Origin of the sequence: Gordonia oleivorans (genome assembly GCF_040044975.1) — a bacterium.
GTDB classification, from domain to species: domain Bacteria; phylum Actinomycetota; class Actinomycetes; order Mycobacteriales; family Mycobacteriaceae; genus Gordonia; species Gordonia oleivorans.
Genome location: NZ_JBDZDI010000002.1, coordinates 608,515 through 621,034 on the forward strand (window position 1 = coordinate 608,515; position 12,520 = coordinate 621,034).

Sequence of the window (12,520 nt, forward strand, 5' to 3'; positions counted from 1 at the left end):
TGTGTCCCACACGATGCCCGAGCAACCAGCGCAAGCTCAGCCGACACTTGATGAGGCCTATCAGACGTGGTCGGCGGCCGCGGCAGCGGTGTTGGCCAAGTCCCGACGGGTCGAGGTCGCGGATCTGCCCGACAGTCCCGAGGCCCTGCTGTCGACGCAGACGCGGGACGGTCTCACCATTCGCCCGCTCTACACACGCCGCGACGAGGCGACCGAGCCCGGAGTTCCCGGGCAGTTCCCCTATGTGCGGGGCGCCGACCCCGAGCGCGATGTGCTGACCGGATGGCGGGTGACCGAACGTTTCGGCGACCCGACCGCCGGAGACCCCGGCACCACGGCGATCTCCGAGATCAACACCACCATCCTCGAGGCGATGACCAACGGGGCGAGTGGGCTGTGGCTCAAGGTCGGCGAGGCCATCGGCGTCGACGACCTCGCCGGAGTTCTCTCCGGTGTGTACCTCGACCTCGTACCGGTCACCCTGGACGCCGGCGCCCTGGGCATCGACGCCGCTCGTGCGCTGCTCGATCTCAAGAAGGCATCCGCTTCGGTATCCGGTGCCGCGGCACCGACCGCTGCCACCACGGTGTCGCTGGGTTTGTCTCCGTTGACCGCCGCCTTCTCCGGTCGTGACACCGTCGATCCGGCGGCGGCCACCGCGCTGGCCGTCGAGGTTGCCACCGACGGCCCGGCCGGGGTGCGAACGCTACGCGTGGACGGCACCGACTTCGCGACAGCCGGCGCCGACAACGGACTCGAGCTCGCGCTCGTCGTCGCAGCTGCCGTGGCGCATCTGCGCGAGCTGACCGCCGCGGGACTCGGCGTGGATCAGGCACTCGGCCAGATCTCGTTCGCGGTCTCCGTCGACGATGACCAGTTCGCCGGAATCGCTAAACTGCGAGTCCTGCGTCGCGTGTGGGCACGGGTGGCCGACGTGCTCGGCGCACGCGCGGCCGGAGCGGCCCTGACCCACGCGGTCACCGATCTGTCGATGTACTCGCAGCGCGACCCGTGGGTGAACATGCTGCGCAGCACGATCGCTGCTTTCGGCGGCGGCGTCGGCGGTGCCGACCAGGTGACCGTCCTCGGCTTCGACGCGGCCATTCCGGCCGACCACCGCACGTCGAGCGCGACGTTCTCACGACGCATCGCACGCAACACGCAGCTGCTGCTGCTCGAGGAATCCAACGTCGGGCGCGTCCTCGATCCCGCCGGTGGTTCGTGGTTCGTCGAAGCGCTGACCGACGACCTCGCCGCCAATGCGTGGGCGGTCTTCGGCGACATCGAGGCCCGGGGTGGCTACCGTGCGGCCCTCGACGACGGCTGGATCGCCGAGCGGGTTGCCGAATCCCTGGCCACCCGCGACGTCGAGGTCGCCCACCGTCGCGAGTCGGTGACCGGTGTCAACGAATTCCCGAACCTCGACGAGAAGCCGCTGGGAGCCGATGTCTCCACCGCGACGGACCTCGTCGGTGCGACGCCACGACTCGCCCGCGTCGGCCGGGCGTTCGAGGCCCTGCGTGACCGGTCCGACGGGGTGCTCGCCGCCACCGGATCGCGGCCCCGGATCCTGCTGCTGCCGTTGGGAAGTGTCGCCGAACACAACGGCCGCACCACCTTCGTCGCCAACCTCCTCGCCGCCGGTGGCATCTCGGCGATCAACCCCGGACCACTGACCGCCGAGGCCATCGCAGGAGCCGTCGCCGACGCGGACACCGCGATCGCCGTCCTCTGCGGAACCAAGGCGCGGTACGCCTCCGACGGTGCCGCCGCACTTGCCGCCGCCCGTGCCGCGGGTCTCGAGAAGGTGCTGCTCGCCGGCCCCGATCGTGAATGGCCGGCCGGAGACGACACCCCGGATGGCTCGCTACGTGTCGGGATCGACGCGGTGACCACCCTGACCGAACTGTTCGACCGGCTCGCACCCGCCGAGCCCGCGACCTCGGGAGCATCCGCATGACCAACACCGAACAGCGAACCGCCATACCGAGTTTCGCCGACGTCCCGCTCGACGTCGACCTCCCCGAGGTGAGCGCCGACGCCGGCAACGACGTCATCGAGACGTTGTCGGGTGCCCACGGCTACACCACCGAGCAGGTCACCTGGAGCACGCCGGAGCAGATCGACGTTCAGCCGGTGTACACCCGCGCCGACCGTGACGCGGTCACCGCTGACGACGACCATCCGTATCCGCTGGATTCGATTCCCGGTGCGGCGCCGTTCATCCGGGGTCCGTATCCGACGATGTACGTGAATCAGCCGTGGACGATCCGTCAGTACGCGGGCTTCTCGACCGCCGCCGAGTCGAACGCCTTCTACCGTCGCAACCTCGCGGCCGGGCAGAAGGGCCTGTCGGTGGCCTTCGACCTCGCGACCCACCGTGGCTACGACTCCGACCATCCCCGTGTGGCCGGCGACGTCGGTATGGCCGGCGTGGCGATCGACTCGATCCTCGACATGCGTCAGCTGTTCGACGGTATCGATCTCGGCAGCGTGTCGGTGTCGATGACGATGAACGGCGCGGTGCTGCCGATTCTGGCGCTGTATGTGGTTGCGGCAGAAGAGCAGGGCGTGCCACCGGAGAAGCTCGCCGGGACCATCCAGAACGACATCCTCAAAGAGTTCATGGTCCGCAACACCTACATCTATCCGCCGAAACCTTCGATGCGGATCATCTCGAACATCTTCGAGTACACCAGCCAGAAGATGCCGAAGTTCAACTCGATCTCGATCTCCGGCTACCACATTCAGGAAGCCGGGGCGACCGCCGATCTGGAGTTGGCGTACACCCTTGCCGATGGTGTCGAGTACATCCGGGCGGGTCTCGACGCGGGTCTGGACATCGACAAGTTCGCACCGCGACTGTCGTTCTTCTGGGGCATCGGCATGAACTTCTTCATGGAGGTCGCCAAGCTGCGTGCGGGCCGTCTGCTGTGGAGTGAGCTGGTCGCCCAGTTCGATCCGAAGAGCGCGAAATCGCTGTCCCTGCGCACACATTCGCAGACCTCGGGTTGGTCGCTGACCGCACAGGACGTGTTCAACAACGTCGCCCGCACCTGCGTGGAGGCGATGGCGGCCACCCAGGGGCACACCCAGTCGCTGCACACCAACGCCCTCGACGAGGCCATCGCGCTGCCGACGGACTTCTCCGCGCGTATCGCGCGCAACACGCAGCTGCTGCTGCAGCAGGAATCGGGGACGACGCGACCCATCGATCCGTGGGCCGGTTCGAACTACGTCGAGTGGCTGACCCACCAGTTGGCGCAGAAGGCCCGCGCTCACATCGCCGAGGTCGAGGAGACCGGCGGCATGACCCAGGCCATCAACGAGGGCCTGCCGAAGCTGCGCATCGAAGAGGCGGCCGCACGTACCCAGGCGCGAATCGACTCGGGTCAGCAGCCGTTGATCGGCGTGAACAAGTACCGGGTGGCCGACGACGAGGAGATCGAGGTCCTCAAGGTCGAGAACTCCAAGGTGCGCGCCGAACAGCTCGACAAGCTCGAACGTCTTCGCGCGGGCCGGGATTCGGTGGCGGTGGAGGCGGCGCTGGCCAATCTCACCCGGGCCGCCGCGGCCACCGAGGGCGGTATGGAGAACAACCTGATGGCGCTGGCCATCGAGGCGGCACGGCAACAGGCGACCGTCGGTGAGATCTCCGCCGCGCTGGAAAAGGTCTATGGTCGGCACCAGGCAGAGATCAAGACCATCAGCGGGGTGTATCGACATGAGGTGGGCGAAGTGACCGGCGTCGACGCCGCCACCAAGATCGTGGCGGAGTTCGCCGAGGCGGAGGGCCGCCGTCCCCGCGTACTGGTGGCCAAGATGGGTCAGGACGGCCATGACCGAGGTCAGAAGGTGATCGCGACCGCGTTCGCCGATCTCGGTTTCGACGTCGACGTGGGCCCGCTGTTCGCCACGCCCGAAGAGGTGGCCGCGCAGGCCGCCGACAACGATGTGCACGTCGTCGGCGTGTCGTCGTTGGCCGCCGGGCACCTCACCCTGGTGCCGGCACTTCGGGAGGCCCTCGAGAAGGTGGGTCGGCCCGACATCATGATCGTGGTCGGTGGCGTGATCCCCCCCGGCGACTTCGACGAGTTGTACGAGGCCGGCGCCGCCGCGATCTTCCCGCCCGGCACGGTCATCGCCGACTCGGCGGTGGAACTGGTCAACAAGCTGGCCGACAACCTCGGCCTCGAACTCGCGGGCGCCGCGTCGGAGTGACCGGTACAGCGAGGGTGACGCGACGCCCGATCGACGTCGACGAGCTCGAGAAGGCGATCCTGGAGGACGGGCGCGCCGAACTGGCGCGTGCGATCACGCTGGTGGAGTCGACACGTCCCGAGCATCGGGCCGCCGCCCAGGAGCTGTTACTCAGGTTGACTCCGCACGCGGGCAAGTCATTTCGCGTGGGAATCACCGGCGTGCCCGGGGTGGGGAAGTCGACGACAATCGAGGCGCTCGGGCTCTATCTGATCGAGATGGGTCACAAGGTCGCGGTTCTCGCGGTGGATCCGTCGTCGACGCGCACCGGCGGGTCCATCCTCGGTGACAAGACGCGGATGGCGCGGCTGTCGATGGACCGCCGTGCCTACATCCGTCCGTCGCCGACGTCGGGCACTCTCGGTGGTGTCACCAAGGCGACCAGGGAGACGATCGTGCTCGTCGAGGCCGCGGGCTTCGACGTGGTGCTCGTGGAGACCGTCGGTGTCGGACAGTCCGAGGTGGCCGTGGCCAACATGGTCGACACCTTCTCGTTCCTGACGCTGGCCCGCACCGGTGACTCTCTGCAGGGCATCAAGAAGGGCGTACTCGAACTCGCCGACGTGATCGTCGTCAACAAGGCCGACGGCAAACACCTGACCGAGGCCAAATCGGCTGCACGTGAACTGAAGAACGCGCTGAAACTGATCTATCCGCACGACGCGCTGTGGTTCCCGCCGGTGCAGACGATGAGTGCGATCGAGAACACCGGAGTCGACGACTACTGGGCGGCGATCGAGAAGCACCGCGAAACACTGGTGGCCGCAGGCGAATTCGACGCGCGCCGCAGTCGTCAGCAGATCGACTGGATGTGGGAGATGGCGCGTGAGACCGTGGTGTCCCGTCTCGCCAACAGCCCAGCCGTCAAGGCCGAGCGGTCTGACATCGAAAACCGCGTGCGCGGAGCAGAATTGACGCCGGCTCTCGGTGCGGCACAGATCGTCGAGATCTTCGACGGCGAATCGCGCACCTGATTCCGCCCGCCTCGAGCACCCCTCATCCCGGTCGGTCGAGACCCTCATCCCGCCGGTCGAACACTTTCATCCCGCAGGTCGAGCCGCTATCCCGCCGGTCGAGCCGGGCGGAGCGCTAGCGAAGCCCGTGTCGAGACCACGCAAGCCGACGCCGAAAACCCCACCACCCCAACCACACTGGTTCATCCATAAGATGTGGATAGAAAACACTTGCGAGCGTCATGCAGGACAGCTACAATAGAACACATACGCCACAACGGCCTTCTCGGGGGAGGTGACATCAGCATGACAGACACCACCGACACCCCCATGTCGCAACCACTGGCACTGATGCACCAGATCAACGCATTGCTCGACGAACTGGCCGCCACCCCGATGACCGCATGCTCCGACACCGAAGTCATCGAGGCAGCGAAACTGTCCGAACAGATCGCGACCCGTACCCACTTTCAAGGTGATCGGGCGATCCTGGAAATCTCGGATCGTGGTGTGCACCGCAAGGTCGGCAAAGTCAGCCTGTCGAACTTTCTGAACTACGATCTGCGGATCGCGCAACCCACCATGCGCATCGCTCACATGAAGGCCACCGCCCGATTCCACGGTTTGACCGGGCAACCGGAGGAGCCGAAGTTCCCGACCTTGTCGGCCGCGTATGAGAAGGGCTTGATCGGCCACACCCACCTCTCGGCAGCACTCGAAGCGTTGGACAACATCCCGAACGCCGTTCCGCACGACAAGAAGGTCGCGGCCGAAGCCACCTTGGGTGAGAAGGCCACCGAACACATTCCGGCGGATATCACCAAGATGGGTGCCCGGATTCTGGCGCACCTCGATCCCGATGGGCAGTTGGTGGAGGAGAAGGAACGCCAACAGCGTCGCAACCTGTGGATCAACCAATCCCGTGTCGATGGGATGGCGAAACTGAACGGGCATCTCCCGCCGATCACCCGTGCCTTGTGGGACTCCATGTTGGATGCGTGGGCGCAGCCCGGGATGAATAATTTGAGTGATCTGGAATCGCCGACCGGCGCCATCGGGGACGCCGACCCCGACGTGCTGGCGGCGGCGGTCAAGCGTGACGATCGTTCCCAAGCACAACGCAATCACGATGCGATGCACGTCCTGTTGGTGTCGGCGATGAAAGAAGGCGTCCTCGGCAAAACGCATCGCGGCCTGCCGGTCGCGTTGATCATCAAAACGTTCCTGCAGGACTTGCTGGCCGGCGCCGGGTACGCCACCACCGCCTCTGGTTCGACGATTCCCATTCCGGACTTACTCTCGGCGTTGGGTGACATCAAGGATCCCAACGATCTGCAGCAGTTCCTGGCGGTGTTCTCCGACGCGATCGACCTCCCGTTGTATCTGGGGCGGGCCCGCCGGTTGGCGTCGACCGAGCAGCGGATCGCGTCGTTCTCCCGCACCGGCGGTGAAGTGTGCTCGTTCCCCGGATGTGGGCAACCCGCGTCGCATTCGGAGATGCATCACGCAAAGAAAGACTGGGCTGATGGCGGGAAAACCGACATCACCGACCTCGCGCCGGCGTGCGGTCCGCACAACCGGATGGTCGGCCCGAACCCGGGGCAGTACACCACCGGCATCTACGAAGACGGGCCGCTCGCCGGTCGGTGCTGGTGGCAGCTCAACGCCGCACCCGGCATGCCGGAGAACCCGAAGATCGTCAACGATCACCCCGACATCACCGCACTGTACGAGCAGAAACTCGACCAGATCCGGGATCAGATCCACAGCGACCACACCACCAGCGAGGACACCGGCATCGGTAGTGGTTCCGGCGCAACCGAACCCGCAGACACCGACTCGGTTGATGCCGACGTGGTTGATGCCGAAGTGGTGGATGCCGAAACTGCTGACATCGAAGCCGACGCCGAAGCAGAGGTTGAGGCCGAGTCGGTCGATCCCGACGCCACCGCCGACGTCGACGAACCGGCCGATCCCGACGACGACAGCGACCACGAGGCCGAAGCCCCGGCGACCGTCGAGGCAGAAACCCCGTCCGACCGTAGTGTTCCGAGTGACGATCACGCTCCGGCTGCCGACTCCTCGACCATCGACGGCAGCATCGACATCGCAGACAGCGTCGACAAGCACGACGATCACGATGCCGACGTCATCGATCAGCCCGACCCAGGCGTCGACCAATACGATTCAGGCGCAGCCCAATCCGATGCTGTCGAACCACGACCGCCTGACCAACGGAACAGGCCCGACGCCGTAGGCGACGCGCACTCCGACAAACTCGATGCCGCCAACACCGGGGAGATCGACCTGGTCATCTTCGGCGGAGACGGTGTTCCGATCACCGACGATCCCGACGACCCTGCCACCACTGCCGGGCTCGAACGTGCCTCACGTACGCGGATCCGTGTCAGCGACAGGACGACCGAAAGTCAGGCACGCGAGCGCCTCATCCGTGAAGGCCGCACCGACGTCGAACGTGAGCTTGAGGAACTGGCCGCCATCGGCATGAACCCTCGTAACAGCCGGATCGAACGTGTGCTGGCCGCCAGGCTCCACTATCGGCTCGACACTTCTTGAATCAGCCCCGCCCGCCGGACTGGTCAGGCCTCACGACCACTGAAACTTTTGTGGCCGTGGGGAGTTCCAGCCTCGCCTTACGAGGCCTCGACACGGCTCGTCGCTATCGCTCCTCACCGGCTCGACCAACGGGTCGGGTGGCGAGTTCCAGCCTTTCCTTGCGAGGTCTCGACACGGTCCTCCGTTTCGACGGAGCTCAACGCGGCGGCTATCGCTCCGGACCGGCTCGACCAGGCTCGACCAACGGGTGGTGCGGCTCGACTAACGGGACGGGAACTCGACCTCGACAAGCTCGGCCCGGCGGATCAGCAGAACCTGTCGGTGAGTTCCGGCGCACCCTGCGGTGGTCTCGACTCGCGGCTCGCCCTGGGGGCTCGCCACGGCTCGACCGGCGAAAGGACTGCTCGACCGACGAACTAAGGCGTCGACCGGTGAAAGGGACTGCTCGACCGGCGAACTGGGGCCTCGACCGGCGAACTGGGGCCTCGACCGGCGAAAGGGCCTGTTCGAGCAGCGAATGATGGTGGCGGGGCCGGCACCGGCGAGAAGCAGAACGAAAGCCGGTGTGGGCGAACTGAATCACCCACACCGGCTCGTCGCAATCGGTCCGCCGGATCAGAGCTTGGCGGCCACCGGATTCAGGGTGTTGATGACGAACCCGACCGACGGTGCGCTCGGCACGCTGAATGCGGGTTGCGTGTCGTCGTTGAGGAACACCACGGTCCCGTTCTTGACGGCGGTGAGGTTGTTCCAACCCGGAATCTTCTGTACCGCAGCGAAATCTCCGCCCGGAACGTACGCGATCAGCAGATCGGAGTTCAGCAGGTCAATGCGCTCGGGGGAGATTCGCGACCGGGTCTGCCCCTCGGTGTGCTGCGCGGCGACCTCAGGGTTGAGGGTGAAGCCCAGCTGCGCGATCAGGCCGGCAGCGGGGTCCTCGGTCGTGTTGACGGCACCGATCTGACCGGTCGGCATGACCTGGGCGAAGGTGAAGGTCTTCCCCTGCGAACCGGGGTTGTCGGACTTGAACTTCGAGATCTTCGCATTGGTCTCGTCGATCAGCTTCTGCGCCTGATCCTGCACGCCGAAGATCTGACCGGTGGTGGTGGCCAACTGTTCCCAGGTGTCCACCGTGGCGCCCTTGTTGATCAGTGGGATGGTGGGGGCGATCTCGCTGAGCTGGTTGTAGCGGTTCTGGTCACCCAACGGTCCCGCGAGGATGAGATCCGGGTTGTACTTGGCCAACTCGGCCACCGTCACCTGCGTGGGATCGGCAACCTTGACGACCTCCGCATTGTTCTGCTGTGTCCACGAGTACGTCGGTGCAGATTCTGGTACGAAAGCCGCCGTGATCGGGATATCCAACGCCGCAAGGGTGTCGGTCCAGTCGGTGAGCAGAGTGACCACACGGGTCGGCTTCGCCGTGATCTCGGTCGAGCCGTACTCATGCGTGATAGTGACCGGCGAGAACGATGCGTCACTCGAGGACGAGTCCTCATCGGGAGACGAGCATGCGCCGAGGAAGGCGGTCATGCCGATGGCGACGGCCACTACCAGGCCGCGCAGCATCAATCGGGAGTTTCTCACGAGAATTGATTCCAATCGTCGGGGTTGTCGGTCGGGAAAATGAGCAGGGAAGGTGGATCGCTGATTAGCTGTCCAATGTCGCGCCTCCGTCGACCCGGAGGTCGTGCATCGTGATGTGACGCGCCGCATCGGAGGCCAAAAAGACGACAGTCTCTGCGATATCCCTCGCCTCGGCGATCCTCCCCAGCGGGATCCCGAGGCGGAATTGCGTTGCGTCACCGGCCAGTACGGTAGTGCGGTCGTCTGTGGACGACCACATCCCGCGGAGCATCGGCGTGTTGGTCGACCCTGGTGACACCACGTTCACGCGCACCCCGGATGGTGCCGCGGCCAGACCGATGCATCGTGCGTAGGACGTTGCGGCCGCCTTCGATGCGGCGTAGGCCGGAAAGGCGGAACGTGGTGTGGCACCCGCGTTGCTGGAGACCACGACCGCGACTCCGTGGCGTCGCTCCACCAGTGTCGGGACCGCCACGTCGAGAAGGTTTCGGACCCCGCCGGCGTTGACCGCCATGCACAGATCCCAGTCGTCACTCATCACTCCGGCCGCCGAGACGACGATGTCAACCGGTCCGTGGTCGCGCTCGACGGCGTCCCAGGCGGCAGCGACGGCATCGCGATCGGTGATGTCGACGTCGCTGACGTCACCACCCCGAGCCGGCCGGCGGTGCTTGTCACCGTGCGTTGTATCGGGGTCCCGGTGGATATCCCAGCCGATCACGGTGGCGCCGGATTCGCGCAGTACCGCGCAGACCGCCGATCCGATACCGCCGGCGGCGCCGGTGACGACGGCGAGCGCACCCGCCACCCCGGAGACGGGCGTCAATGGACCATCGTTCATGCGGTGATCCCGGACCGGCCACGCGCGCCAGGATCGTCGGTGAGCGCTGTCCCGCCCCGCGTCGGCGGTGAGATCGACGAGATCACCGCAGCGGCATCGAGGACACGTCCCGCGCGCTTGCCGATGTAGTCGGCCGCCATGCGATGCTCATCGGCGCTGAAGTCGGCCATGGCGTCGACGACGAAGAACGGGGCGACATCGCTCATGAAGGCCTCGGTGGCGCTGATCATGCATCCCATGTGCGCGTACACCCCGACCACGATCAGCTGATCCCGGCCGTGATGGGCGAGCAACTGCCGCAGATCGGTGCGCTGGAATCCGGAGTACCGCCATTTGGTGACGCAGATGTCGTCGGGCCCCGGAGTCAGTTGGGGAATGATCTCCTCGTCCCGTCCGGAACTGAGCCCCCTGCCCCAGAATTCCGAGAGGATGCCGCGTCGAGACGGGTGCTGATCGCCGGGCTGGGCCGTGTAGACGACCGGCACCCCGAACGCATTGCAGGCATCGCGAATCGCCACCATGTTGGGTAGCGCGGTGGCCATCGGCTCATGATCAAGTCGATAGGCATCGATGAAATAGCGCTGCATGTCGTGGACGAGAAGTGCGCATCGGTCGGGGTGCAACGTCCAGTCGACCCGGTCGGGGAACGGCCCGTCGGGTATCCGGTAGGGAGCTATGGGCGGAATGGACACAGCATTAGGGTAGCCTCACCTTGTGCGTGTGATGTCATGGCCCTCCGAACTTGCCGACCACTATCGCGAGAATGGGGTGTGGACCGACGACACCTTCGACGACATCGTCGCATGTCGGGCCGTGGATCCGGCGTTCGCGGACAGGCTCGCGGTGGTCGACGTGAATCGTTCGCTGACCTATGCCGAACTCGATGATCGGGTGGGCCGTCTGGCCGCCGGGCTCGCTGCCCTCGGTATCGTGCCGGACGACCGGGTCCTGCTACAGATCCCGAACTCCGTCGAGTACGTCGAAGTGGTGTTCGCGCTGTTCCGCCTGCGGGCCCTGCCGGTGTTCGGTCTGCCGGCTCACCGCGAGAACGAACTGGTCGGCATCGCGCGGTCGGCCGGGGCGGTGGCGATCATCTCTCCGGCGTCGACGCCGGGATTCGACTATCGCGGTCTCGCGCGGTCGGTCGCCGACCAGGTCGATACGATCGGTCACCTCATCGACTCGGATGTACTCGAGGAGATCTGGGCCGACCCTATCGATCACGGTCGGGCCGATCCGGAGGATCTCGGATTCCTGCAACTGTCCGGTGGTAGTACGGGCGTACCGAAGTTGATTCCACGCACCCACGCCGACTACCTGTACAGCGTGCGCCGCAGCAACGAGGTCTGCGGTGTCGACGAGAACACGGTGTACCTCGTCGTCCTGCCGGCCGCCCACAATTTCCCGATGAGTTCACCGGGCATCCTCGGCGCCCTGCACGCCGGTGGCACGGTCGTGTTGTCGGCGGCTCCGTTGCCGTCGGTGGCCTGGGAACTGGTCGCGCGGGAGCGGGTCACGATGGTGGGTTTGGTGCCACCGCTGGCCCGCATCTGGGCCGAAACCGCAGAGAACGGAACGGCTTTCGACCTGTCGAGTCTGGAGACCGTGCAGGTGGGAGGTGCCCGCTGTCCCGATGAACTCGCCCGGCGGATCGGCCCAGCGTTGGGTGCACGACTCCAGCAGGTCTTCGGCATGGCCGAGGGACTGGTCTGCTACACCCGCCTCGACGATCCCGACGACGAGATCACCACCACGCAGGGCCGCCCGATGTCGGAGTGGGACCAACTGCGCCTCGTGGACGAGGACGGCGTCCCCGTCACCGACGGGCCGGGCTTCCTGGAGACGCAGGGACCGTACACGATTCGTTCCTACTGGGAGGGCGCGAGCCCCACATCGTTTGCCGCCGACGGCTGGTATCGCACCGGCGACGTCGTCGAGTTCACCGCTCTGGGCAACCTGGTGGTGCGGGGGCGGGGCACCGACCGCATCAACCGTGGCGGCGAGAAGGTGTCCGCCGAACAACTCGAAGAGCATCTCCTGGCTCATCCCGCGGTCCGGGATGCGATCGTCGTCGCCGCCTCCGACACCTACCTCGGCGAGCGGACCTGCGCGTACGTGATCCCCGCCGACCGCGACGATCCGCCCACGCTCGCCGCGATCCGCGCATTTGTGCGCCGGGCAGGTTTGGCGGAGTGGAAGCTACCCGACGCGATCACGGTGATCGACGAGTTCCCCGAGACCGGCGTCGGCAAGGTGAGCCGAAAGAAACTGCGCGAGCTACTGACCCGCTGATCGGGCTCGG

The 12,520-nt window shown here is 66.0% G+C and carries 8 protein-coding genes; 5 read left to right on the forward strand and 3 right to left on the reverse strand.

Annotated elements, in window-relative coordinates; genetic code table 11:
- Positions 1-13 precede the first annotated feature (13 nt).
- The 4 genes from ABLE92_RS06175 (at position 14) to ABLE92_RS06190 (ending at position 7,790) form a co-directional block, all read left to right on the forward strand.
- Positions 14-1,960, forward strand: coding sequence for a methylmalonyl-CoA mutase family protein (locus ABLE92_RS06175; protein WP_348803793.1), 1,947 nt, complete (start codon positions 14-16; stop codon positions 1,958-1,960).
- Positions 1,957-4,221 (forward strand): methylmalonyl-CoA mutase, encoded by a 2,265-nt coding sequence (gene scpA / locus ABLE92_RS06180; protein ID WP_348803795.1) that lies wholly within the window; start codon positions 1,957-1,959, stop codon positions 4,219-4,221. Before ABLE92_RS06175 ends, scpA begins: the two co-directional genes overlap by 4 nt.
- 14 nt (positions 4,222-4,235) lie before the next feature.
- Complete coding sequence (meaB, locus tag ABLE92_RS06185; RefSeq protein ID WP_348803796.1) at positions 4,236-5,234, forward strand: methylmalonyl Co-A mutase-associated GTPase MeaB; 999 nt, start codon at positions 4,236-4,238, stop codon at positions 5,232-5,234.
- A 285-nt stretch (positions 5,235-5,519) separates the two neighbouring features.
- A complete protein-coding gene (locus ABLE92_RS06190) occupies positions 5,520-7,790 on the forward strand; it encodes a DUF222 domain-containing protein (protein ID WP_348803797.1) in 2,271 nt (756 codons plus the stop codon).
- Positions 7,791-8,405: 615 nt separating this feature from the next.
- Here ABLE92_RS06190 and ABLE92_RS06195 read toward each other — a convergent pair.
- The 3 genes from ABLE92_RS06195 to ABLE92_RS06205 all read right to left on the reverse strand — a co-directional run bounded on the left by ABLE92_RS06195 (position 8,406) and on the right by ABLE92_RS06205 (position 10,910).
- Entirely contained in the window at positions 8,406-9,377 is a 972-nt protein-coding gene (locus tag ABLE92_RS06195) for an ABC transporter substrate-binding protein (protein WP_348803798.1), read from the reverse strand.
- Between the two features lie 64 nt (positions 9,378-9,441).
- Positions 9,442-10,218: an SDR family oxidoreductase gene (locus ABLE92_RS06200; RefSeq protein WP_348803800.1), complete on the reverse strand. Its 777-nt coding sequence runs from the start codon at positions 10,216-10,218 to the stop codon at positions 9,442-9,444.
- On the reverse strand, positions 10,215-10,910 hold the full coding sequence (locus tag ABLE92_RS06205) for an isochorismatase family protein (protein ID WP_348803802.1): 696 nt from the start codon (positions 10,908-10,910) through the stop codon (positions 10,215-10,217). Before ABLE92_RS06205 ends, ABLE92_RS06200 begins: the two co-directional genes overlap by 4 nt.
- Positions 10,911-10,941: 31 nt before the next feature.
- On the opposite strand from ABLE92_RS06205, the gene ABLE92_RS06210 reads away from it, so the two are divergent.
- On the forward strand, positions 10,942-12,510 hold the full coding sequence (locus tag ABLE92_RS06210; protein ID WP_348803803.1) for a (2,3-dihydroxybenzoyl)adenylate synthase: 1,569 nt from the start codon (positions 10,942-10,944) through the stop codon (positions 12,508-12,510).
- Positions 12,511-12,520 lie beyond the last annotated feature (10 nt).

Coding starts and splice junctions, on each gene's coding strand:
- ABLE92_RS06175 (WP_348803793.1), top strand. CDS start 14: ATGCCCGAGCAACCAGCGCAAGCTCAGCCGACACTTGATGAGGCCTAT.
- scpA (WP_348803795.1), top strand. CDS start 1,957: ATGACCAACACCGAACAGCGAACCGCCATACCGAGTTTCGCCGACGTC.
- ABLE92_RS06190 (WP_348803797.1), top strand. CDS start 5,520: ATGACAGACACCACCGACACCCCCATGTCGCAACCACTGGCACTGATG.
- ABLE92_RS06200 (WP_348803800.1), bottom strand. CDS start 10,218: ATGAACGATGGTCCATTGACGCCCGTCTCCGGGGTGGCGGGTGCGCTC.
- ABLE92_RS06210 (WP_348803803.1), top strand. CDS start 10,942: ATGTCATGGCCCTCCGAACTTGCCGACCACTATCGCGAGAATGGGGTG.